We start from the raw sequence: 21,112 nt of genomic DNA, 5'->3' as shown, positions 1-21,112 counted from the left end.
TTAAAGCCACCATACCCTCAGGTATAGTTAAATATTGAGCATTATCCTTGTAAAGTTGCCTACACCAAGTTTCTCAGACCTTTCACGGTAATATTCATACAGCCTGAAGCCCCATTCAATAGCCCTTCTATCCGTGCTCATTATATCCCTGTTCTGGTCATAAAGGCCATCACTTCCAAATAGGCCCATCGAAAAGAACCTGTCAGTTACCGTGAATGCAACCTTCAGGTCCCCCCTAAATCTTCTTATTTTCAGACTGCGGCGTTTGATGGCTGTTTTAAGAAGCTGGATATTTGCATTTAAAACCGTGTTCTTTATTATCTCATCCGTTAGAACCAGTTCCACCGGGACGCCCCCCTCAAGGAACCCCTCGTATATATCAATGAGGTCCATCTGTGAGATGGGTGATACTCCATAAACTTCATTAGAACCCATTATAAGTTTCCTGTATGTCCTCTGGGGCCTGTATATATCTGTGGGGGTTGACCTGACAAGTTCAGCATCCTTTAACCAGTCAATGTCCTCAATAAGATCATCAGGTATCCCGCTTATGTCATGATCAAGCCATATCTCCTCAAATCTGCTTATAACATTCACAGAATCCAGTAACTTCAGGGCGGAAAGTATTTGAAGGGTTGCTTCATGTGATAGGCTGTAAAGACTGCCAGACCTTTTTACAAGGCCCTCCTCCAGGAGTAACCTGATGTTGCTGTAGACTGCAGGCATGCTGACTCCCGAACTGTTCCTTATCTCCTCAAGGGATCTTGGAGATTCCAGGAGAGAAAGGAGTATTTTAAACCTTGCAGCGGATTTCAGAAAAAACTGTACGTCTTCATGAAGGTATTCATAGATATCTGAGGATTTCTCCAGGTACATGGAAGGGGCCTCCTGAGATCAGAATAAATTATAATACTTCAGGGTTAAATATTTTGATGCAGACAAACTCTTCAGTTATTCTGCAGGAGGATCTAACTTGATAGACAGCCATATCCATGCAGATACAAGACCCTTTGAAGACTTTGAAGCCATGGCGGTTAGCGGTATACGGGAGGCGGTCACCTGCGCACATGACCCCCTTGAAATGTTATCCTCAGATGTCGTCATGGCCCACTTCAGGAGGATCCTTAAAGTGGACCCTCATAGGGCTGCCCTTAATGGCCTGAAGCTGCACACAGCACTTGGAGTACATCCCAGGGCCATCCCCCATGATTACATGAAGGTCCTTGAAGAACTCCCCGAACTCCTCAGTGACCCGTCTGTCGTTGCAGTAGGGGAGATAGGTCTTGATTCAGGTTCTGAAACTGAAATGAATGTGTTTATTGAACAGTTAAGGATCGCTGATGAAACAGATAGGAGGGTGATTGTCCATACACCCCGCAGCGGGAAGGAAGAGATCACTCCGCTTATAGCGGATTTACTGAGCCAGCACATCGATGAGAGGCGCGCGGTAATTGAACATGTTAACATGGATGTAATCCCCCTCCTTATTGAATCCGACTTCATGCTGGGGCTTACGGTCCAGCCAGAAAAGCTCACACCCCAAGAGGCTGTTCAGATCCTTAAGGAGTACGGGACAGACAGATTCGTCCTTAACAGTGACATGAGCTCGTCCCCCTCTGATCCCCTTTCTGTTCCAAGAACCGTGCATAGAATGAGGATCTCAGGGTTCGGTGAGGGGGACATAATGAGGGTGTCTGAGAAAAACATCAGGAAATTCCTTAAAATCAAAAACTAGAATGCCCCCATCCTTGAAATTGCCCTGGTGGCTGTTTCATGACCTGCCTCAAGGCACCTGAGGGGTTCGGAGCCGCCGAGCCACTCCACCATGAACCCCGCTGCAAAGGCGTCCCCTGCACCTGTTGTGTCAGTAGCCCGGACCCCCCTAACCTTCAGGTTCTCCCTGACTCCCCTTGAAAAGAAGGATGCGCCTGATGGTCCATGGGTTACAACAACATTACCGGCACCGTTCTCAATGAGTCCAAGGGCTCCTGAAGGAACAGAAAGGCCTGTAAGGCTCCTGAGTTCATCATCATTAAGAAACATCATCTCGGTCTTCTCAACGACGGGTTTAAGGGCCTTCAAACCGTACCCTGCAAGTAGTGTGCCCGGGCTGAAGGAAATGTCCTCTGCTATCCCTGCAACCGATAATGCCACTTCAATGTAGCATCCTGTAAGGTGAACCTTTCCTGCTGATTCAATATACCTGCATTCCTCCTCGCCTATTTCAAGTTCTGCGTTGGCACCCGTGTAGGAATAAATGGACCTTCTTCCTGCTGCATCCACCGATATGAATGCCATGCCTGTGGGTTTATCACCCCTTGAAAGACCACCAGTGTCAACACCCACCGATGCAAGTCTGTCCCTTATGATTTTCCCGTAGTAATCTGAGCCCACCACTGAGACTATGCCTGAATGGAGCCCGAGGCTTTCGGTCCATGCAGCAAAATTGAAGGCTGACCCCCCTGGTGTTACACATACTTCCTCAATGTTCATCTCACTGTCGGGTCTTACAAAGGATGGGACGCGAAAAATAAAATCCATGTTACAGGTCCCTACGCTGACGGTTTCAATCAAAATAAATCACCATGGGGTGATTATCTTCGCCCCATTAAACCACTTATAAGTTTTGCAATTACACCCTGCTTGTCGGGTTCGATGGGCTGGTACTCCTCTCCGATAAGGTCAGCTGCCAGCTTCATGAGGGCGTTGCTTGCAGGTGACTTCGGATTTTTAATAACTATCGGTTCACCGAAGGCCGCTGCCCTGCTGACCTCAGGGTCGTCGGGTATCACCGCTATGACCGGGACTTCAAGGATGGTTTCAACCTCATCAACGCTCAGGAAGGTCTTGTCGTACTGTTCCCTGTTGATGACCACACCGATTATGTTTATGTCAAGCTTGCTTGCCACGATTTTTGTTTTGAGGGCGTCGCTTATTGAGGGAACCTCCGGTGTGGTTACAAGGAGAAGTTCATCTGCAGCGGCAAGTGCTGCCACGGCATCCTTTTCAAGACCTGCCGGTGCATCTATGAGCAGTATGTCCGTATCCTCTATCAGGTAGGTGAGGGCATCCTCCAGCCTGTCCAGTTTAACGTTCCTTAAGCCCTCCAGGGATATTCCTGCAGGCACAACCCTCACACCGTTCGGACCATCATACACCGCGTCCTCAATGGAAGCATTACCTGCAAGGACGTCATGCAGGGTGACTGATTTTCCCTCCATGCCAAGAATAAGTTCAAGGTTTGCCATTGCTATATCAGCGTCAAGGACGACAACCCGCTCACCATAGGTTGAAAGGGCGACACCAAGGTTTGCTGTTATGGTGGTCTTTCCCACACCTCCCTTACCTGATGCGACTGTGATCACTCTCGTCATTCATAATACCTCCACATAGATAATACAGCTATCCAGATATAAATACTGATATCATCAGCGTATCTCAATGCTGACCTCAAAGTTATCGACTATTTCAGGGAAATCCCTGAATGTCTTTCTGAGCTCCATTTCCACTATATCCATTATATGGAACTTCAGATTCTCTTCCTCCTTTGAATCACCCATGATCCTTGAGAAGAGACCTTTACCCTCATGTTCAACCATTATCTTGATCCTGCCGCTTAGGTCAAGGGAATTATCCAGGAATACTATGACCTCGGCACCCTTTATTTTGGGTATGCCAAGTATTGACATTTTAATTTTATTCATAAGTGTGAATTCAACCCTCTCAGGGTCAATGTCAGTTATCGCACCACCCTTATATGTCTCAAGGACCTTTTCAACCTCCTCTTCCTCAATGTCCCTGAGACCGTATTTCTTCATGAGTTCATCCCTGCTCAGGGGTTTTTCAGGTTCCTCCATGGTTTCATCAGCTGCTGAACCGGATTCTGATTCATGGACCTCTCCTTCAGCAGACTCCGCAGCACCGATCTGAGCATCACCCCCAACCTCCCCTTCAACAGATTCAGGTTCAGGGACAGTAGATTCTATTTCACCGGCTTTCTCGGGTTTTTCAGGTTCCTCCATGGCCTTATCCCTGTCACTGCCGGGCTCCTCCATGGTCTCATATCCTGATGTTTCACCGGATACTGGCTGTCTGTAGCTTACTTCCTGTGGATTGAAATATGGTTCATCAGCAGGTTCATTCACCGGTTTTTCAACGGATTCTATTCTGTAAATCCTGTTTATATCCATGAGATAATCTATCTGGGACCTTTTAAGATCAAAGAGTTCTATGAGGGTGTCTGTCTTATCCGCCACCTTCATTATCTCTTCAAGGGCTTCCTCCTTCATTGCCCGACCATAGGATGCTGCCACGTGATAGCCATCCATGAATAGTATGTAGCCTTCATCAGATGCATGCGTGACCCTTATGAAGCCATTATACCCCTCTGCTCTCAGCTTATCAAGAAGCTCCATGAAATCAATCTCATCACCATATGAAATCTTTGATGGTTTGGTTATTGGAAGCTCCATGAAAGCACTACCCCTTCCTGATGAGTTTAATCTCCCTTGGAGTGATTATAATAACATTCTTCTCCCTGTTGCAGAGAAGTATGGCTTCAACCCCCCTGTTTTCCCTGAGGTCCTTTATACGCTCACCCACCTCCGTGAACTCAGAAGGATTTTCCCTCCGGATCTCTGTGAGGTCAAGTATCACCGGGTTCTGCTCCTCAGTAACCTGGGACAGTGCATCCTCCACATCCTCAAGGTTTTTTGCCTTTAAAAGGATTATCTCATAGAATGAATGCTCTGGCACTATTATGGTCTCTGTTTCCTGAGATTCCTCAGGTTCATCATCCAGCCCCACACTCTTCTTCAGCATCTCAATAACGTCTCTCACCTAGATCTCCCCTATGCAGTCCATTATAACATCCATCAATCGCGAAGAACCCCCATTTTTAACATCCACTGCTGGAAGCCCGAACCTCTCCTCATATCTTTTAATTACTGTTCTGTCCTTCATGTTTCTTAAGTTTAAGGAAATGCCTATAACCCTTGTTGGTTCGATTGCTTCAATTGCCCTTATCTCCTCTGAGACCCCCCTGGGCTCCCTGTAGGGGTGGTTAGGTCTGTGGCATAGAACAGTGAACTCTGGCATGGCTCCTATGAGTATTGAAGCTGAAAGCCCCCTAGGGTGGGGGTTTCCCCTCTCTGTAAGGCTTGACTGTCCCTCCACGAATATTATGTCGGGGTCCTTCTCCTCCTCAAGGTAGCGCATTGCACCCATTATCGCTGCCGCGACGTCCATGACAGAGAGGCTCCCTGCCCTGAAGTTGATATCTACGGGCTGCTCAAGGCCCATCTCATCCGTTGATATGACTCCGACCTCAAGACCCCTTTTCATTGCCTCCTTACCAAGCAGCCTTGTTGTTGTGCGTTTACCGCATTCCTGTGAAGTCCCCCCTACAAATACAACCGGGGCCCTGTGCCTGTAATTTATCTTGGGAAGAACTTCAGTGCAACGGGAAGGTGCGACTCCGAATATCTTCTTTATATTATCAAGTCGTGGACTTATCTCCTTTATCTTAACGTTCATCTGTTCTGAAAGTTTAATGAGGGACGTGTTTTCAGAGAGCGGGAGTGATCTGAAGGATGTCACAACGTTCTTGCCCTCACTTATTGCCTGGACAGCATACTTGAGGGCCGCGCCCTCCGCACCTATGGGGAGCATTATTGCAACGCTTCTGGCGTCTGTCCTGTCGATAAGGTCCAGGAGGCTGGATGAGACCGTGCATCCGCAGAACTCAGTCCCATGTTTTCTGGGGTCGTCGTCTACAAAACCAACAGCTTCAACACCCTCAAAATTTGCGAATTTTTCACCACCACCGCCACAGCCAATAATTATGAATGGGTTGAGTTCCTGAAGTTCCTCCACAGAAGATAATATGTGCAAAGAATCACTCCCTTTATACTCTTGCTGGAATCAAATAGAAACTGTTAATTAGTTAGTCATACTCATTTAACTAATAAATACTTAAAGCATATATAGTTTGGGTAGGAATACTCTGTTATGGAGGCATAGTATGATAGCAAGAATACTTAAAGATTTAGGTAGGATCAATGGGGTTAACGGTTCCCTTGTTGTTGGAAAGGATGGTCTTGTCATTGAAAGCGAGGTTCCATCTGATATCGACGGGGAACTGGTGGCTGCAATGGCCTCAGCGGTTTTCGGTACCGCTGAAAGGTCTGCAGAGGAGATAAAACATGAGCCTCTTGAACAGGTCATGATTGAGGGTAGTCGTGGTAAGACACTCATGATAGACGCAGGGGAGGGAATTCTTGTACTCATAACAGATGTTGACATCAATCTTGGCCTTATACGTATCGAGATGAGGAGAAGCGCTGAACGCGTTAAGGACCTCCTGACATAACATTTTTCCCATGGAGAGTATATTTTTGAGAAAACCCTACGTGATACTCATAGGGAGCGCATCCGGAATCGGGAAGTCAACTGTTGCATCTGAACTTGCAAGGGAACTCAGTATAAAGCATCTCATTGAAACCGACTTCATAAGGGAAATAGTGAGGGGTATCATAGGGCCAGATTATGCTCCCGCTCTCCATAAATCTTCATTTGATGCCTACACAACCCTCAGGGATAAAGACCGGTTCCGTAACAACAATATTGACTCCCTTATATGTGCGGGCTTCGAGGAACACGCTTCCTTCGTGATTCCCGCCATAGAGAAGGTTATTGAAAGGGCCGTTGCAGACTCTGATGATGTTGTAATTGAAGGCGTGCATCTCCTCCCGGGGCTCATTGACACCGAGAAGTTCAGGGAGAATTCTTCAATCCACTTTTTTGTTCTTTCTGCAGATGAAAACGTTCACAGGGAAAGGTTCGTGAAGAGGGCCATGGAGGTCAAGAGGGGTGGTAAGCACCTTGAGTACTTCAGGGAGAACCGTGTCATCCATGATTATCTTGTCAAAACTGCAAGGGAGCATGATGTGCCCGTTATAAACAATGAGGACATGAAATGCACTATTAAGAGGATGCTATCATTCATAAGGGAGAACTGTGCTGAGGTCACCCTCCAGCATCCCGTTGATCGTCTGGGGGATGTCATCGATATAATCATAAAGAGGCATGGTGGAAGGATAGTTGATGTGTCCTACCCAATACCCGGCTTCTCCCAGCCACTCAAGCGGGAAGTGAATGTCTACGACCCGAGAGAAGTCGATAGATTTATAAAGAGACTCAATGAGAGTCCTAAACGGAAAAGGGACCTTGAAAGACTTTACACCCTCTCCAATAACGTCCACAGTCACAGGATATGTGCGCCTGATCCCGAGAGTCTCCAGGAAATACTCAGGGAACTTGAGGAAGCAGGGTTAATATACAGGGAAACCGATGAATAATCAGAAATCATGAACAGAGAGGTGACGGTGATGAACCAGCAGGGAATGAAAATAGACTGTCCTGTATGTCAGAGGAAAAAATCCATGACCGCCATCAGCAGGGTGGAGAAGATACCCTACTTCGGGGAGATAATGGAGTCAATACTGATATGTGATAGCTGCGGGTACCGGAGTACAGACATAATATGCCTAGAACAGAAGGAGCCGGCAAGGTACATCATCGAGGTTAAGGATAAAACCCTCAATGCAAGGGTTGTCAAGTCACAGTCTGCCACCATAAGAATACCCGAACTCGGCCTCAAGGTGGAACCCGGACCCCGCTCAACAGGTTACATCTCAAATATAGAGGGTGTTGTTGAAAGGTTTGAGACTGCTGTCAGGACTGCCATCAACCTCTTCGAGGAAGAAGAATCAAGGGAAAAGGCATCTGAGATTCTGGAAATGCTTCAGGAAGTCCGTAAAGGTGAAAGGAGTGTCACCGTAATCCTGGAGGATCCCTTCGGGCAGAGTTTCCTGGGGCATCCTGAGGCCGTGAAGGAAGAACTCTCAGAAGAAGAGATAAAGAACCTTAAGACAGGATTTCTGATGTTTGAAGGAGATGATGTTGATTGATGAGGATTATTCCTCATCAACGTCCCTGAGTTTAAGTGTGCGTTTAATATCCATGCCCATGGCATCACAGTCGGCCTTGATTGCTTCAAGGTGTGCCAGTAATCGTTCCTTTTCCTGGTTTATTCTATCAATGTTTTTGTAGGGGTATATACACTCCTTAAGCATCTCGTATTCGACTGTGGAGTAGGGGTACTGGTTTAACTGCTTGCATACCCTTTCAAGGATTTCACCAAGGAATTTGTTCATTTCAACCTTGACCCTTTCACGTATCATCTTGTCACTGTCAAGGTGCTGCTTCATAAGCCTTACAACTTCTGCCTTTGCAAAGGGTAACTCCTCGGTTTCCTCTTCGTTCTCATTGATCTCATTATTATTCTGGAATTCTTCGTTTTCCATGAATTTCTACCTCCAGATGACTATATCATGCTCGGAGTATATAAATCTATCCATATAATGAAAGAAACCATCAACCAGAATGGGGGTGAAGCCATGATCAGCAAATAAAATTTGCGTCAAAAGTACAGAGAATCAAAGTTCATGTAGATGCCCTTATTTCAAGGCTGAGGTCAACAGGTTGCGCCGAATTTGTTATAAACCCCATGGATATAACATCAACTCCTGTGGATGCGTACCGATCAATATTTTCAGGTTTTATTCCTCCGGAAGCCTCAAGAATCACACGATCCCTGAGGCCGCGCCTTTTCAGTTCACCCACAATATGCTCTATAACCTCCGGGCTCATATTGTCAAGGAGAACTATGTCTGCACCTGCCTCTGCTGCTGTCACCGCATCCTCAGGTGACTCAACCTCAACTTCAACCTTCTTTGTGAAGCTCACATGTTCCCTGACACGTTTCACAGCCTCCTCCACGTCCCCAACAATTGCAATGTGGTTGTCCTTAATCATCGCACAGTCATCGAGTCTAAAGCGGTGGGTGTCTCCACCTCCAATCTTAACGGCCTGTTTTTCAAACCACTGAAGCCCGGGTGTTGTCTTCCTTGTGGCTGCAATCCTGACCTTCCCGCTGTATCTCCTGGCCCTCGAAAGGACCCTGGCAGTGAGGGTGGCTATGCCGCTCATCCTCATCATAAGGTTAAGCATGGTCCTCTCGATTTTAAGTATGTCATAGGCACGCCCCTCAAGGGTTAAGATCCTGTCACCCTCTTTTATAGTGTCACCATCGTGCTTCCATTTAATGATTTCAATTCCAAAGTCAAGGACCATGACCTCAGCCACATCAACACCTGCCAGAACACCCTCTTCTCTGGAGATGACATCTGCTTTAACTGTCATGTCCCTGTCAATGAGTGCGTCGGTTGTTATGTCCTCGAATCCAACGTCTTCCCTGATCATCTCCCGGATCACGTCGATCATAAAAATCCCCTAAACTTAATATAATAAGGAGAATTATAAATTTTATGTTCAGATGTCATATAAGATCGGTAAGGAGAATTATAAATTCTATCCCACGGTCCATATAGAATAAAGTCTCCTCAAGATCATGTCCAGATGTGATCATCACAACCTTATGGTGCTGTAATTGAAAGATCATGGTACGTGAACAGAAAGAGGGATACAATGGAAGTTACATTTCTCGGTACATCATCGGCGGTTCCTTCAAAGATGAGAAACCATACCTCAATAGCCCTCCGTATCCCAGGGGAAGTGTTCCTCTTTGACTGCGGCGAGGGAACCCAGAGGCAGATGGCCCTTGCAGGTATCAGTCCAATGAAGGTTACAAGGATATTCATCACACACCTCCATGGGGACCACATCCTCGGGATACCCGGCATGATACAATCAATGGGCTTCAGGGGCAGGGAGGAACCCCTTGAACTCTATGGACCCCCAGGAACCCTTGAAGTCTATGAATCAATGATGAAGGTGGGTTACTTCTCACTGGACTTTGAAATCCAGGTCAATGAGATAACTGAAGGTGTTGTTGTTGAGGAAGATGAATACCTTGTCAGCTGCGCCAGGGGATCCCATTCAGTAACCAACCTTGCATACTGCTTCCAGGAGAAGAAAAGACCCCGCTTCCTAAGGGAAAAGGCCATCGCCCTTGGACTTAAACCAGGCCCCGACTTCGGGAGGCTGCACCGGGGGATACCTGTCAGGGTCGGTGACAGGGTTATAATGCCTGAGGAGGTTCTCGGCGAACCCAGGAGGGGTGTTAAGATCTGTTACTCTGGAGATACCCGCCCCTGCGAATCCATCGTGAAACTTGCAAGGGGCGCGGACCTCCTTATACATGAATCAACCTTTGAAGCGGGTAAGAAGGACAAGGCCGCTGAAAGCGGTCATTCCACCGCAGCAGAAGCAGCGAGAGTTGCCAGGGATGCTGAAGTCCGACGGCTCATCCTCACCCATCTAAGCACCCGTTACAGGAGGAGTGAGGTCCTTGAAGAGGCTGCCAGGGAGATATTCCCCGAGACGGTTGTTGCTGAGGACCTGATGACGCTGGAGGTGAACGCAGTTGAACCCCATGATGATGGCTGAAACCCTTCTCATAATAACGGTCACCGTAATGGCAGCCCTGCTCTTTGTGAAATGGGCTTCCTACTTCTTCAGGAAATCTGCGAGGAAGTGGGACCTTGACCTTACACTTATCCAGGTCCTTAACGACATAATAAAATACAGCGTATACCTCCTTGCAGCCAGTATAATCCTCAGGGAGCTTGGAATAGATATAACCGCCATAGCAGTGAGCCTAGGTATAGCTGGTGTTGCGGTGGGTTTCGCGTCAAGGGACCTCATATCCAACTTCATCTCAGGGATGTTCATACTTGCAGATAAAAGCTTCAGGGTGGGTGACACCATAGAGGTGTCAGGCAACAGGGGTAAGGTTGAAAGGGTCGGGTTTAGAACAACAACAATAAAAACCCCTGATGGAAAAATAATAACAATACCCAACTCTTCATTCGCAAAAACACCCTACCTGAACTACACTGCAGAGGACAGAAGAAGGGTTGAGCTCAGGGTAAACATTGACTACAGCATCGACCCTGGGGAATTCGAATCCCGAGTGAAGGATAAGCTCCTGGAAATCCCCGGGATACTCCCTGACCCCGAGCCCCGCCTCCTCCTCCTCGAGCTCAAGGATACCGGTATTGACGGGAAGGTGACGGCATGGATATCTGATCCGGGTATGGTGAGCAGGTGCCGGTCAAAGATGGCCATTCAGGTGAAAGAAATCCTCAAAGAACTCTTAAATGGTTAAAATGAATAACCCAAAACTATATGCTGGAGTACTCTGTCTTCTCTTCATTTCAATCAGCTCCGGCATTGCAATCAAGACCCTGGAGGATTACAAGGCGCTTGAAAGGTCCAGGGCAGCTCTTGAAAATTATAAAAACGCTCCCAGGGAACTCTTAAATCCTGAAACAGACACATATACCATCTATGCGGGTTCCGTCATAGGTAAACTCATCATCCCCAGGATAGGTCTTGAGTGCTGGATAAGGGAGGATACCGTTAATGCATACGATTCAGTCTACCATTACCCTGAGAGCGTGATGCCAGGGCAGGGGGGTGACTGTGGAATCCTAGGGCATCGAACAACCTATTCAGGACCATTTAAGAGGATTGGAAGGCTTAAAAGGGGAGACAGGGTTATTATTGAGGATTCTGTATCCTCAAAGCGTTACATATACACCGTAACCTCAAATGGGGAGGATATACGGTGGGATTATAAAACAAATCCAGTTAGGTTTTCCCAGGGCGGGGAGGCCCGTCTGATGCTCATAACATGCTATCCTCCTGGAAAGAAGGAGGCGGCGTGGATAACACACTGCAGACTACTTAAGACTGAGGATATTTAGAGGGGGTCCTATTATAATGAGGGATATTGCCGGTGAACTTAAAGAAATGGAAGGTGTTGAGGGAGTTATGGTTACAGATAAATCGGGTCGTATACTATATGGGGGTGAAGTGCCTGATTTCAAGGTCCTGGGATCAATGGCCCTTGTGATTGCAGATTCATCCCAGAAGCTCGTGATGAGAACAGGGCAGGGGGAATTTGAGTCCTCTGTTATAGAGTTTTCACGGGGTAAGATGATTATCATCAACGACAGGGTCCAGTTACTTGTCCTTGCTGGTGAAGATTCCAATCTCGGGAAGATACTTCTCTTTGCAAGAAGGGTCCTCAGGAACCTGCTTTCACATCCAGAGGTTCTCCAGTCCGGCCCAGAAATGGAAACCATGGTAACCGATTCCAGAAGTTCCTCAGATGATGTTCAGATAGAAGCTGGAGGTGAAAAATTAGGGGAAACTGCCGCTAAACCTGGAACAGGCACCTCCAAAGATGAAATAACTTCTATGGAAGCTCCCACCAAAACAAGGAAAGAAACTGTAATAAAATACTCAGAAACGACTCCAGAAACCATGGAAACAGATTCAGCTGAATCTAATAAAGTTTCAGCTCCATCAATACCGGAAGTCAAACCACCCCTGTCCTTCCCTGAACTTGAACCCGTTGAGGTCCCCGATGACCGTGAAGGCATGAAAGAAGCCGCCCTCCAGATATATGAACACATCCTCCTTGCCATGTCAATAGGGGCAAGCAAGATAATGGGTGTGGCACCGGCCGGTGGAATGCTCAGGAAATCCCTCCCCTACAGTGAGTGTCCGGTAATCCTCAGGGACGTTGGAATCAGGAGCAATGCATCCCTTGATTTTGAAAAACTTAGGGACAATGTTATGAAAGCAGACTACGATCTTGAAAATATAATAGAGGACCTCAGCAAGATAATATGGTCGATCACAGAAAATTATGGGCGTATAATGGGATATGATGCGTTCAGGGGTATGGTAAGACCCGAGTTCACTGAAATTGACCGTGCCTATTCAGGTGCCATGAAGGCCCTTGGGATAAGGGAAAGGATACACCCTGAACTTCAGAAGATTTGGGATGAATGATCTTCTCATCCCTTAACCTCATTTACTGGATCATCAGAACCGTAAAGGGTAGAAATATTTATAAAACATGACCCACCACTATATTAAATAGTCTTAATTCTTGATTTTACTTCACAATAACTTTTCAGTAGGGAATCTCATGTTAAATCAACTGCAAAGGGAGATCTTGGAGTTAAAGAAGGATAAGAATGCCATCATACTTGCACATAATTATCAGAGAAAGGAGATTCAGGAAATTGCAGATTTCATAGGTGACTCCCTGGAGCTCTGTATAAAGGCATCTGAACTTGATGATGTGGATCTGGTTGTTTTCTGCGGGGTTGACTTCATGGCAGAGACAGCCTACATTCTGAACCCCGATAAAAAGATACTAATACCCGACAGGGGTGCTGAGTGTCCGATGGCCCACATGCTCAGTGCCGATGATGTCAGGGCCGCCAGGAAGAGATACCCTGATGCGGCAGTTGTACTCTACGTTAATACCCTTGCAGAGGCAAAGGCTGAGGCGGACATCCTCTGCACCTCTGCTAATGCTGTTAAGGTTGTTGAGAGCCTTGATGAAGAATTGGTGCTCTTTGGACCCGACAGGAACCTTGCATGGTACGTCCAGCAGCACACCGACAAAAGGATAATCCCAATACCAGAAAACGGTTACTGTTATGTCCACAAGATGTTCACACCTGGAGACGTTATGGCAAGGAAGGAGGAGTACCCTGATGCCGAGGTCCTTATACACCCCGAGTGTGACCCTGAAGTCCAGGAGATGGCGGACCATATACTGAGTACCGGCGGGATACTTCGGAGGGTCCTTGAATCAGAGAGTGAAAGCTTCATAATAGGGACAGAGGTTGACATGACAACCCGCCTCGGCCTTGAATCAGACAAGGAGACAATACCCCTCCTCTCTGAGGCCATATGTGAGAACATGAAACTCCACACACTGGAGAAAGTTAAGAACTCCCTTATAAATGAGGAGTTCGCCGTCACAGTCCCTGATGATATTGCAGAAAGGGCCATCAGGGCTGTTAAGAGGATGATTGAGGTTTCCTGAAAACTTTTTTATGTTATTGCACGTGGATCAGACTGTAATCCATCACACCAAGACCCTGACCAGGGAAAAACTACACACGAATCAACCCGTAATCCATCACACCAAGACCCAGCCCCTCAGCATACCTCAGCTGAAGGGTTCCATCAACATCACCCCAGACACCCCTGAACTTGTCCTCACCCACACCATGGTTCTTCTCAAGGAGCGAGTTCCTGTGACCTGGCTGCTGATTCACCAGGTTATAGCTTGCCGTGTCAATGGCTACAGGGTCCCTTGATGCCAGTATACCGATATCCGGGACTATGCTCTGGTCGCTCCAGGGTACGCAGTCGCAGTCTGGTGTTATGTTCATGAGGAAGTTCATATAACATATCCTGTCCCCCTTAAGGGCTGCTGCACCCATGGCATACTCCATCATCCGTTCAATGAACTCTGGTATATCCTTTTCCCAGTCAAGGTCAAATACCTGGTTTTCACAGGTGTCAAGGCAGTTCATGCATGCTATGCACCTTTCATAGTCTATCCTGACGCCATCCTCAAGGCACACTGCATCCACCGGACACTCCATGATGCAGGCCCCGCAGGAGGTGCAGTCACCCCTAATGATGGGCTTTGCACATTCATGCTGTTCCATCTTCCCCTCAATGGTGGCGCAGCCCATTGCAAGGTTCTTCAGTGCCCCTCCAAAGCCACTCATCCCGTGACCCTTGAAGTGGGAGACCACCACCATCCCAGAAGCATCATGTATGTCACCTGCAATCTTAACCTCACTGAAGTGTTTTCCATCCACCCTGACTGTTCTCTGGTTTTTCCCGTGCAGTCCATCTGCTATTATGATCGGTGCACCGGAAACAGCATAATCAAAGCCGTTTAGTATCGCTGTTTCAAGGTGATGGACCGAGTTGTGTCTGGATCCATAGTAGAGAGTGTTGGTGTCGGTTAAAAAAACACTGGCCCCTGACTCCCTGATCTTCTCAACAATGTATCTTACAAGGACCGGGCTCACAAAGGAATCATTACCCCTTTCACCGAAGTGCACCTTAACCGCAACCACATCATCCTCTGAGAATACATCACCGAAGGCCGTATCAAAGAGTCTCTGTATCTTCATCCCCCTGTTCTCATCCCGTGACCTTGCCCTGAAATCAGAAAAATAAACATCTGCTGTCATCCAACCACCTTTAAATCTTCTTTTTTCATGGATTAATATGTTTTCTCTGAAATTATAAATATCGAAAGCAGCAAAGTTATTATGGTGATGTATCATGGACCCGGAAGAAATAATAGAACTTCTGAATAGGGACTTCAGGCACGAACTTGAAGCTACAATGCTCTACACCTACAATTCCTTTGTCATTGAGGACTGTGATATAAGCCGTCTCACAGAGGCCATCGCGGTTGATGAGATGAGGCACATGTGGTGGCTTGCGGATCTCATAACAAAGAGGGGTGGCAGACCCTCAATGGAGACTGGTGAGATAGAGTACATAGGTGAAGACATAAAGGCAGGCCTTGAAAAACAGATAGAGAAGGAAACTGAGGGGATTGAAGAATACGAGAGGCAGATAGCCATAATAGATGATGAAGAGGTTGTGGGTGTGCTGAAGCACATTGTTGATGAGGAGAAAAGGCACAGGAAGGAGTTCAGGGAAAGAATAGCAAAACTATGAAGTCCCTGCCATGGTGGCTTCAGCCAACACAAATCTATCCCTTTTTTTATACCTATTCCACCTTTATGTGCTTAAGGATCCTTGACTTTATCTCCTCACGTGTCTCATCAGAGACATTCCTGGGGGGCCTCGGCCTCATATACCCGAAGAATGGGTCGTCAAAGGTTTCACCGTTCACGACGACCTCCCTCCTGTAGCGGGGTATGAAGTGCCAGTGGAGGTGGGGTGGGGGTGTGTTCTCACGGTAGAAGGTGTTAAGGAGAACGCCCCAGTTGAACATTGTGGCCCCAAATTCCCTTCTGACTGCATATTCAAGTTCAGATATTATTTCAAGCATCTCATCCCATTCTGGTTTCCCCAGGTTTCCAAGGAACCTTTCATTTCTTTTAAGGGCAACCACGCATGTCCCGAGGTTGCTCTGGTTAGGTGCAAGGAATATTATCCAGTGCCTCCTCTGGTAGATGATGTCTCCGAATTCATATTCCTCAAAAACCATCCAGGACCCGCCCCCTGATGAAATCTGATAATTCAAGACGGATGGACTCTCCCAGCTCATCCACGGTTTCATCCTCCCATGGCTCCATGATCCTGAAGGAAGCTTTAACCGTTATCCTATCCTTGGAAAAGGAAAATGAGTAATCCTTAAACCGTTCTCTCAGTAAATTATAAATCTTCAGGGTTTCAGGGCCTGTTAGAAGGGTTAATACGATTTTACACCGGTCACCGGACCTCTCTGTTTTCATTGATTCAATCTTCATACCAACACAACCCGGGGGCTCCCTCCCAGTCACCGGTGATTCAATCCTCACACCATAAAACCATGCCGGCCTCCACCGGCACGCCTCAACCCCATATACCGGATTCAGTCCTCAAGGAGGCTTGAGAGGAAAACCGTCATCTCAATCTCCTCCCTGGCAATGAAATCATCCATACGGACCTTTGCCTCCTCAGAGCCGAAGGGGAAGTATTCCTTCTGGTAGAACACCGTTACCATGAGGTCGCCATCATCAATTTCAGTGTCCTCTTCAAGTCTTTCAATGAGTTTCTCCATGAGTTCATCGTCAAGCCCAGATACACGGTACCTCACGTAATTCATGCATGCACCTTCATCGAAGCCAAAATCCTCAACCTTAACCTTCAAAACCTAACACCACCTATGATTATATGAGACTCACCACTGCCCGGCATACTGGTTGCATCCGAACTGTCCAGTGAAACCTCCCATTAGGGAATCACGGGATCCTCAGAAAATTATTCGCTTCCTATAAATTCCCTTATAACCTCCCCGTACTTCCATATCTCATTTATTCCAAGATGGCCATATTCTGAATCGAATATAACCAGTTCTGAGTCGGGTATGAGTTCTGCCATTGGAACCGTTTCAAGTTCCGGTGGGAAGTACTGGTCCTGTCTGATCCCGAATATCAGGGTTTTCGCCCTTATCCTGTGGAGCTGTCCCGTAAGGTCATGGCCCATGGCGGCCCTGTTCCTCCATACAACATCATATGGGTCCATCTGCAGCCCTTCAAGGCCCATATCATCCATTGCATGATCTATCTCCCTGTTTTCAAGGCCCTGATAGTATTCCCTTGAGAGGCCATAGAGATACATGAACATGGATGCAAGTGAAAGGGCCCTCTCGGGTTTCTCACCCGCCATATACACTGGGTCCTCCTCAATGATGCGGTTCATGTAGCTGAAGACTGCGTAGTTGATCCCCCTCACCCTGTAAGATGTTACAAGGGGTATGAGGAACTCCATCTCATCGGGGTATGAAACGGCCCACTGGAGGGCCTGGAAACCACCCATCGATGTCCCTATGATCCCCTTAAGCCTTTTTATTCCAAATTTATCCCTTATGAACTTTCTCTGAAAATTCACCATGTCGAGGATGGTGTAATCAGGGAATTTATCCCCCAGTGAAGTTGTGGATGGGGATGCCGAACCCGGGGAGCCCAGGGAGCTCGCCGATATTATGAAATAATCTTCAAGGACGCCTCCATGTTCAATGAGTCCTTCAATCCTCCTTACAGATGCAAAGTCGCCGCTCCATCCATGAATGTAGATTAAAGCATTATTTATGGAGCCATCATCATCAAATGAGGGTTCTCCTATTGTTTTATATTCAAAAACAGCGTCAGTGATCCTTTTTCCTGATTCAAACCTGAATTCATCCATTGAGAAGTATGATGGCTGAGTTTCTTCCATTCTATCATCCATTGTTCAGTTTTTAAGAATATTATGATAACGTCATGGGCAGGGCCGCATGCGCTTTGAACGCAATGTAAAACTGTTTTAAGCATATTATGATAACGTCAGAGAGGGTGCACGGGGATGATGCAGGGCCCTGGGGCTCCATCATACAAGCTCCTCACCATCCCTGTATAATTTTATACACATAACAGGACAGTTACTGGCTGCTTTTTCACTGCAGAGGGGATCCTCCAGTTCCCTTATCTGAGTATCGGAGGCTTCAGCCCCGATGATTGATGAGATTCCATCATAACCGAACTCAAAGAGTTCAGGGCAGCTGTCAATACAGTTACCGCAGGATATACACATTGTCCTATCAAGTTCGAGCCTGTACATGCTGTCACCCCAAGCTTCAGTAATTGATTATATGGGGGAGCGGTAGTAAATACTTAATCTATAAGATGATTTATCATGTGAAAGGAGGATCTTATATTTTATCGAGAAATGAAGCCCTGGAGCTGCAGGATAAACTGGTGATAATCTACAAGGCTATGCAGCAGATGAAGTCCTTTGAAAAATTTTTTGGATCATATGAAGGTCAGAAGAATGAATTTATCCAGGAACTGATGAAGCATGAAGGGATAAATGACCTGCTGAGGGAATCCATCCTTGAACTCGAAAAGATCATAAGACTGGATGACCCTGCAGCCGAAGAGTACCGGAGCCTCTTTGATTACATTTTAAACCGGGAATCAGTTGAGTTCAAGTGCATGAGGTACGGGATAAAGGGCCCTGAGGATATAGGCCTCCGTGACATCGAAGCGGTGATCTCAAGGGTGAAGTAGGTGTTGCTGAGACCGCCGCACCGGTGGGGCCTATAAAAACATCCACCTGATGGAGTCCCTGAATCCCCTTATAACATCTCCTGCGGACCTCAGAAGGGGGCTTTTAATATCGGTGCAGTCCCTGAGGTTCTCCAGCCTCTTTATCCGGAAGTATATCGGAGGGTGAGGGTCCCAGGCGGTCCAGCCCCTTATTCTCTGGGAGCCCATCCTCTCCATCACAAGTTTCTGGTATCCTATCTTCCTGAGGGCCCCTGCAAGTACTTCAGGTCTGCCTATAACCATTGCCGAGAGCAGATCAGCCCTTGCCTCAAAGAACTTTGCCACGAAGAATATGAGGCCCATTGCAAAGATGATGTAGATGATGGGTGATATGATAACCAGTGGAAGAAGTACGGTGAGTCTCAGTATGAACTCAAGAGACACTATGCTAAAGAGTATGAGCGAGTCACGCCCCTTAAGGTGTCCCATTTCATGGCCGATGACTGCAAGTATTTCCTCATCATCCAGCTGGACTATAAGCCCAGTTGTTACAAGTACAAGGCCCCTACCAGGGCTTGGGCCCGTGGCTGCGGCGTTGGGTACCATGGTGTTAGATACAACTATCCTGGGTGTGGGTATCCTGAATTTTCTGGCTGCTTCATCAACAATACCGTAGAGGTTCACGGTCCTTGACCTCTCCTGGAGGGGGTTGCATCTGAAACCATGTTTTCCCAGCACATCCCTTGCAACATCACAGGTTGGTGGCTTCTTATATGCCAGTGACCTGCTGTAGATTTTCCTCTTTATCTGCACGATGGCATCCTCACCCATGGTCTTTATGAAGAATCTGAACTCATCCTCTGGTAGCTGGAACTGGATGACATGCACGTAGGGGTTTTCACGTGTAACCGTCCATTCACCCATCCTTGCATATAATTTATCTGATGAGAGTATGATCCCCAGCTGCAGGAGTAGTATGGCGATTACAGCGTATATCCCCAGCAGCAGGAAAAGGAATATGTTGATGCCGAAGAACATTATGTAAAGAAGGAGGAGGCTGCTCCCGAATATGCTCTTTGACGCCATCCTCCTGGTTGAGGGTGGCTTTTCAGGGATTATCTCCTCCCCCTCAACCCAGGCAAAGTATATGGTGTGCTGGCGCATGTTTTCCTCAAAGACCTGGATTGATGTGAATATATCCTCATATATCCCCTCTGCTTCAGCCTCAAGGTCCGGGGGGTACTCGAGTACAAGCCTGAAGTTTTCGCCCGGGATTATCTCACCCCGCACCCCTTTCCCCTTAATCAGGGCACTGAATACTATCCGGTCCCCGGATCTCCGGGTTTCCAGGAAATCCCCTGGAAGAAAATAGTACCTGTATATGAAATCAAGGAGGTCAGTGTAATATGCCGGGGAGAGCTCTGTCCCTATAACAAACTCCTTTATCATGATAACCCTATCTCCCGAGGAATGGAATGGCACAGTATCTCATAGGGTCTATGAGCATTCTGAATCCCTCCTATGAGACCATAATATAGGTTATCCCTTGAAGTACTAATAGTTTTAGAAGATCTAGAAGAAAATATAATCCCGAAGCCATAAACTTCTCCCTCCAAAAATCTAATAAAAGAAAGTCAAAATGAAAACCATAAAGACCCCCACCTAATAAAATAAAGTCAAAATGAAAAAAGAGAAGACGTAACCCCAGAAGAAGTGAATCCTATGAAGTGTCAGGTTTTTGAAAATCCATCCCCCAAGAAGGCCTACAGGGTTATTGAGGAAGGCATAAGGAAGAGGGTGCTTATCGTGATACTTGCATGCTGCAGTGCATCCTATGAGGGCCGTGCCAGGAGCCGGCTTGAACCTGGAGAGCGTTTGATCGTCATAAAACCGGATGGGACCTTCATGATACACCAGGACCGTAAGGTGGACCCGGTGAACTGGCAGCCCCCCAGATCAAGATGCAGGAGCTACATGAAGGGGGGGAAGCTATACCTTGAAAGTATAAGGAGGTCCCCTGAGGAGCGCCTTGAAGTCGAGATCCATGAAGCCCACCTGGTATCCTGCTACACTGCAAGGGACCGGCATGAACTTGAGGTGGCTGGACATGAAAGGGATATGGGTGATATGATAATGGAGCATCCCCACCTGATTGAGAAGGGTTTCAGGCCGGTTGCCAGGGAATACTCCACGGATGCCGGTTTTATAGATATCCTCGGGAAGGATGAGAATGGTTCCCTGGTCATAATTGAACTTAAAAGCAGGAAAGCCGGTGTGAGTGCGGTTAAACAGCTCAAAAGGTACCTTGATGAATTCCGGGATGACAGGAGGGGTGTCAGGGGCATGCTTGTAGCACCATCAATAACCCATGATGCTATGGAGATGCTGGAGGATGAGGGCCTGGAGTTCAGGTCCCTTGAACCCCTCAGGGAGCTCCGTTCAGCCAGGGGAGTCACCCTGGATAACTTCAGCTGATCCATCATATG

At 47.2% G+C, this 21,112-nt stretch carries 27 protein-coding genes; 12 read left to right on the top strand and 15 right to left on the bottom strand.

Features of this window, described 5'->3' with window-relative positions; translation table 11 throughout:
• Positions 1–27: 27 nt before the first annotated feature.
• Positions 28–876, bottom strand: coding sequence for a winged helix-turn-helix domain-containing protein (locus FZP57_RS01765; protein ID WP_074358503.1), 849 nt, complete (start codon positions 874–876; stop codon positions 28–30).
• Between the two features lie 97 nt (positions 877–973).
• Between FZP57_RS01765 and FZP57_RS01760 the strand changes: the two genes are divergently transcribed.
• Positions 974–1,735, top strand: a complete 762-nt coding sequence (locus FZP57_RS01760) for a TatD family hydrolase (RefSeq protein ID WP_074358502.1) — start codon at positions 974–976, stop codon at positions 1,733–1,735.
• Here FZP57_RS01760 and FZP57_RS01755 read toward each other — a convergent pair.
• From FZP57_RS01755 to FZP57_RS01735, 5 genes are read right to left on the bottom strand one after another with little or no spacing between them, the layout of a single operon-like run.
• Complete coding sequence (locus FZP57_RS01755) at positions 1,732–2,574, bottom strand: carbohydrate kinase family protein (RefSeq protein WP_074358501.1); 843 nt, start codon at positions 2,572–2,574, stop codon at positions 1,732–1,734. The genes FZP57_RS01760 and FZP57_RS01755 overlap by 4 nt on opposite strands.
• A 20-nt stretch (positions 2,575–2,594) precedes the next feature.
• A complete protein-coding gene (locus FZP57_RS01750) occupies positions 2,595–3,374 on the bottom strand; it encodes a septum site-determining protein MinD (RefSeq protein ID WP_074358500.1) in 780 nt (259 codons plus the stop codon).
• A gap of 54 nt (positions 3,375–3,428) precedes the next feature.
• Entirely contained in the window at positions 3,429–4,472 is a 1,044-nt protein-coding gene (locus FZP57_RS01745) for a DUF2226 domain-containing protein (protein WP_191216371.1), read from the bottom strand.
• Positions 4,473–4,479: 7 nt separating this feature from the next.
• Positions 4,480–4,839, bottom strand: coding sequence for a cell division protein SepF (locus tag FZP57_RS01740; RefSeq protein WP_074358498.1), 360 nt, complete (start codon positions 4,837–4,839; stop codon positions 4,480–4,482).
• A complete protein-coding gene (locus FZP57_RS01735; protein ID WP_191216370.1) occupies positions 4,840–5,892 on the bottom strand; it encodes a DUF1611 domain-containing protein in 1,053 nt (350 codons plus the stop codon). It abuts the gene before it with no gap.
• A gap of 130 nt (positions 5,893–6,022) precedes the next feature.
• Here FZP57_RS01735 and FZP57_RS01730 point away from each other — a divergent pair, with 130 nt between their 5' ends.
• The 3 genes from FZP57_RS01730 to FZP57_RS01720 are packed head-to-tail and all read left to right on the top strand — an operon-like array spanning position 6,023 to position 7,970.
• Positions 6,023–6,370 carry a roadblock/LC7 domain-containing protein gene (locus FZP57_RS01730; protein WP_074358496.1) on the top strand — a complete coding sequence of 116 codons (348 nt, stop codon included), beginning with the start codon at positions 6,023–6,025 and terminating at the stop codon, positions 6,368–6,370.
• A gap of 25 nt (positions 6,371–6,395) precedes the next feature.
• Positions 6,396–7,358 carry a 3H domain-containing protein gene (locus tag FZP57_RS01725; protein ID WP_191216369.1) on the top strand — a complete coding sequence of 321 codons (963 nt, stop codon included), beginning with the start codon at positions 6,396–6,398 and terminating at the stop codon, positions 7,356–7,358.
• Positions 7,359–7,388: 30 nt separating this feature from the next.
• The gene (locus FZP57_RS01720) at positions 7,389–7,970 is read left to right on the top strand and encodes a ZPR1 zinc finger domain-containing protein (RefSeq protein ID WP_084531133.1); all 582 of its coding nucleotides are present in this window, start codon (positions 7,389–7,391) and stop codon (positions 7,968–7,970) included.
• 6 nt (positions 7,971–7,976) lie between these two features.
• Here FZP57_RS01720 and FZP57_RS01715 read toward each other — a convergent pair whose 3' ends face one another.
• Positions 7,977–8,366, bottom strand: a complete 390-nt coding sequence (locus FZP57_RS01715) for a hypothetical protein (RefSeq protein WP_074358493.1) — start codon at positions 8,364–8,366, stop codon at positions 7,977–7,979.
• Positions 8,367–8,505: 139 nt separating this feature from the next.
• Positions 8,506–9,345 carry a carboxylating nicotinate-nucleotide diphosphorylase gene (gene nadC, locus FZP57_RS01710; protein WP_074358492.1) on the bottom strand — a complete coding sequence of 280 codons (840 nt, stop codon included), beginning with the start codon at positions 9,343–9,345 and terminating at the stop codon, positions 8,506–8,508.
• 204 nt (positions 9,346–9,549) lie between these two features.
• Between nadC and rnz the strand changes: the two genes are divergently transcribed.
• The 5 genes from rnz to nadA all read left to right on the top strand — a co-directional run bounded on the left by rnz (position 9,550) and on the right by nadA (position 13,939).
• Positions 9,550–10,470, top strand: coding sequence for a ribonuclease Z (gene rnz / locus FZP57_RS01705; RefSeq protein WP_191216368.1), 921 nt, complete (start codon positions 9,550–9,552; stop codon positions 10,468–10,470).
• Positions 10,457–11,191: a mechanosensitive ion channel family protein gene (locus FZP57_RS01700; RefSeq protein ID WP_145924551.1), complete on the top strand. Its 735-nt coding sequence runs from the start codon at positions 10,457–10,459 to the stop codon at positions 11,189–11,191. Before rnz ends, FZP57_RS01700 begins: the two co-directional genes overlap by 14 nt.
• 1 nt (position 11,192) lies before the next feature.
• On the top strand, positions 11,193–11,792 hold the full coding sequence (locus FZP57_RS01695) for a class E sortase (protein WP_074359700.1): 600 nt from the start codon (positions 11,193–11,195) through the stop codon (positions 11,790–11,792).
• A gap of 16 nt (positions 11,793–11,808) precedes the next feature.
• Positions 11,809–12,888: a roadblock/LC7 domain-containing protein gene (locus FZP57_RS01690; RefSeq protein ID WP_191216367.1), complete on the top strand. Its 1,080-nt coding sequence runs from the start codon at positions 11,809–11,811 to the stop codon at positions 12,886–12,888.
• Positions 12,889–13,027: 139 nt separating this feature from the next.
• Positions 13,028–13,939, top strand: coding sequence for a quinolinate synthase (gene nadA / locus FZP57_RS01685; protein WP_074358490.1), 912 nt, complete (start codon positions 13,028–13,030; stop codon positions 13,937–13,939).
• Between the two features lie 70 nt (positions 13,940–14,009).
• Here nadA and FZP57_RS01680 read toward each other — a convergent pair whose 3' ends face one another.
• Complete coding sequence (locus tag FZP57_RS01680; RefSeq protein ID WP_191216366.1) at positions 14,010–15,110, bottom strand: DUF362 domain-containing protein; 1,101 nt, start codon at positions 15,108–15,110, stop codon at positions 14,010–14,012.
• 94 nt (positions 15,111–15,204) lie between these two features.
• On the opposite strand from FZP57_RS01680, the gene FZP57_RS01675 reads away from it, so the two are divergent.
• Positions 15,205–15,609 (top strand): ferritin-like domain-containing protein, encoded by a 405-nt coding sequence (locus FZP57_RS01675; RefSeq protein WP_074358488.1) that lies wholly within the window; start codon positions 15,205–15,207, stop codon positions 15,607–15,609.
• Positions 15,610–15,661: 52 nt separating this feature from the next.
• On the opposite strand, the gene FZP57_RS01670 is transcribed toward FZP57_RS01675, so the two are convergent.
• The 5 genes from FZP57_RS01670 to FZP57_RS01650 all read right to left on the bottom strand — a co-directional run bounded on the left by FZP57_RS01670 (position 15,662) and on the right by FZP57_RS01650 (position 18,198).
• Entirely contained in the window at positions 15,662–16,105 is a 444-nt protein-coding gene (locus FZP57_RS01670; protein ID WP_074358487.1) for an HIT family protein, read from the bottom strand.
• The gene (locus tag FZP57_RS01665) at positions 16,095–16,367 is read right to left on the bottom strand and encodes a hypothetical protein (protein WP_191216365.1); all 273 of its coding nucleotides are present in this window, start codon (positions 16,365–16,367) and stop codon (positions 16,095–16,097) included. Before FZP57_RS01665 ends, FZP57_RS01670 begins: the two co-directional genes overlap by 11 nt.
• A 104-nt stretch (positions 16,368–16,471) precedes the next feature.
• On the bottom strand, positions 16,472–16,750 hold the full coding sequence (locus FZP57_RS01660; protein WP_074358485.1) for a DUF5750 family protein: 279 nt from the start codon (positions 16,748–16,750) through the stop codon (positions 16,472–16,474).
• Positions 16,751–16,860: 110 nt separating this feature from the next.
• Positions 16,861–17,817, bottom strand: coding sequence for an alpha/beta fold hydrolase (locus FZP57_RS01655; protein ID WP_084531126.1), 957 nt, complete (start codon positions 17,815–17,817; stop codon positions 16,861–16,863).
• 150 nt (positions 17,818–17,967) lie between these two features.
• Positions 17,968–18,198, bottom strand: a complete 231-nt coding sequence (locus FZP57_RS01650) for a ferredoxin (RefSeq protein WP_074358483.1) — start codon at positions 18,196–18,198, stop codon at positions 17,968–17,970.
• A 137-nt stretch (positions 18,199–18,335) separates the two neighbouring features.
• Here FZP57_RS01650 and FZP57_RS01645 point away from each other — a divergent pair, with 137 nt between their 5' ends.
• On the top strand, positions 18,336–18,647 hold the full coding sequence (locus FZP57_RS01645) for a hypothetical protein (RefSeq protein ID WP_238337952.1): 312 nt from the start codon (positions 18,336–18,338) through the stop codon (positions 18,645–18,647).
• Positions 18,648–18,677: 30 nt separating this feature from the next.
• Here FZP57_RS01645 and FZP57_RS01640 read toward each other — a convergent pair whose 3' ends face one another.
• Positions 18,678–20,075, bottom strand: coding sequence for a M48 family metallopeptidase (locus FZP57_RS01640; RefSeq protein WP_074358482.1), 1,398 nt, complete (start codon positions 20,073–20,075; stop codon positions 18,678–18,680).
• A gap of 273 nt (positions 20,076–20,348) precedes the next feature.
• On the opposite strand from FZP57_RS01640, the gene nucS reads away from it, so the two are divergent.
• Positions 20,349–21,101, top strand: coding sequence for an endonuclease NucS (nucS, locus tag FZP57_RS01635; protein ID WP_074358481.1), 753 nt, complete (start codon positions 20,349–20,351; stop codon positions 21,099–21,101).
• The last annotated feature ends 11 nt before the right edge of the window (positions 21,102–21,112 follow it).

Source organism: Methanothermobacter sp. THM-1, from assembly GCF_009914355.1.
Classification (GTDB): Archaea; Methanobacteriota; Methanobacteria; order Methanobacteriales; family Methanothermobacteraceae; genus Methanothermobacter; species Methanothermobacter wolfei.
Note: the sequence above shows the minus strand (reverse complement) of the source record. Positions and strands in the feature narration are given on the sequence as shown.

What these genes read in the sequence shown, in the direction of transcription:
- FZP57_RS01765 (WP_074358503.1), bottom strand. Translation starts at nt 876, where the DNA reads ATGTACCTGGAGAAATCCTCAGATATCTATGAATACCTTCATGAAGAC.
- FZP57_RS01750 (WP_074358500.1), bottom strand. Translation starts at nt 3,374, where the DNA reads ATGACGAGAGTGATCACAGTCGCATCAGGTAAGGGAGGTGTGGGAAAG.
- FZP57_RS01745 (WP_191216371.1), bottom strand. Translation starts at nt 4,472, where the DNA reads ATGGAGCTTCCAATAACCAAACCATCAAAGATTTCATATGGTGATGAG.
- FZP57_RS01730 (WP_074358496.1), top strand. Translation starts at nt 6,023, where the DNA reads ATGATAGCAAGAATACTTAAAGATTTAGGTAGGATCAATGGGGTTAAC.
- FZP57_RS01720 (WP_084531133.1), top strand. Translation starts at nt 7,389, where the DNA reads ATGAACCAGCAGGGAATGAAAATAGACTGTCCTGTATGTCAGAGGAAA.
- FZP57_RS01715 (WP_074358493.1), bottom strand. Translation starts at nt 8,366, where the DNA reads ATGGAAAACGAAGAATTCCAGAATAATAATGAGATCAATGAGAACGAA.
- nadC (WP_074358492.1), bottom strand. Translation starts at nt 9,345, where the DNA reads ATGATCGACGTGATCCGGGAGATGATCAGGGAAGACGTTGGATTCGAG.
- rnz (WP_191216368.1), top strand. Translation starts at nt 9,550, where the DNA reads ATGGAAGTTACATTTCTCGGTACATCATCGGCGGTTCCTTCAAAGATG.
- FZP57_RS01700 (WP_145924551.1), top strand. Translation starts at nt 10,457, where the DNA reads ATGATGATGGCTGAAACCCTTCTCATAATAACGGTCACCGTAATGGCA.
- FZP57_RS01695 (WP_074359700.1), top strand. Translation starts at nt 11,193, where the DNA reads ATGAATAACCCAAAACTATATGCTGGAGTACTCTGTCTTCTCTTCATT.
- FZP57_RS01690 (WP_191216367.1), top strand. Translation starts at nt 11,809, where the DNA reads ATGAGGGATATTGCCGGTGAACTTAAAGAAATGGAAGGTGTTGAGGGA.
- nadA (WP_074358490.1), top strand. Translation starts at nt 13,028, where the DNA reads ATGTTAAATCAACTGCAAAGGGAGATCTTGGAGTTAAAGAAGGATAAG.
- FZP57_RS01680 (WP_191216366.1), bottom strand. Translation starts at nt 15,110, where the DNA reads ATGACAGCAGATGTTTATTTTTCTGATTTCAGGGCAAGGTCACGGGAT.
- FZP57_RS01675 (WP_074358488.1), top strand. Translation starts at nt 15,205, where the DNA reads ATGGACCCGGAAGAAATAATAGAACTTCTGAATAGGGACTTCAGGCAC.
- FZP57_RS01670 (WP_074358487.1), bottom strand. Translation starts at nt 16,105, where the DNA reads ATGGTTTTTGAGGAATATGAATTCGGAGACATCATCTACCAGAGGAGG.
- FZP57_RS01665 (WP_191216365.1), bottom strand. Translation starts at nt 16,367, where the DNA reads ATGAAGATTGAATCAATGAAAACAGAGAGGTCCGGTGACCGGTGTAAA.
- FZP57_RS01655 (WP_084531126.1), bottom strand. Translation starts at nt 17,817, where the DNA reads ATGGAAGAAACTCAGCCATCATACTTCTCAATGGATGAATTCAGGTTT.
- FZP57_RS01650 (WP_074358483.1), bottom strand. Translation starts at nt 18,198, where the DNA reads ATGTACAGGCTCGAACTTGATAGGACAATGTGTATATCCTGCGGTAAC.
- FZP57_RS01640 (WP_074358482.1), bottom strand. Translation starts at nt 20,075, where the DNA reads ATGATAAAGGAGTTTGTTATAGGGACAGAGCTCTCCCCGGCATATTAC.
- nucS (WP_074358481.1), top strand. Translation starts at nt 20,349, where the DNA reads ATGAAGTGTCAGGTTTTTGAAAATCCATCCCCCAAGAAGGCCTACAGG.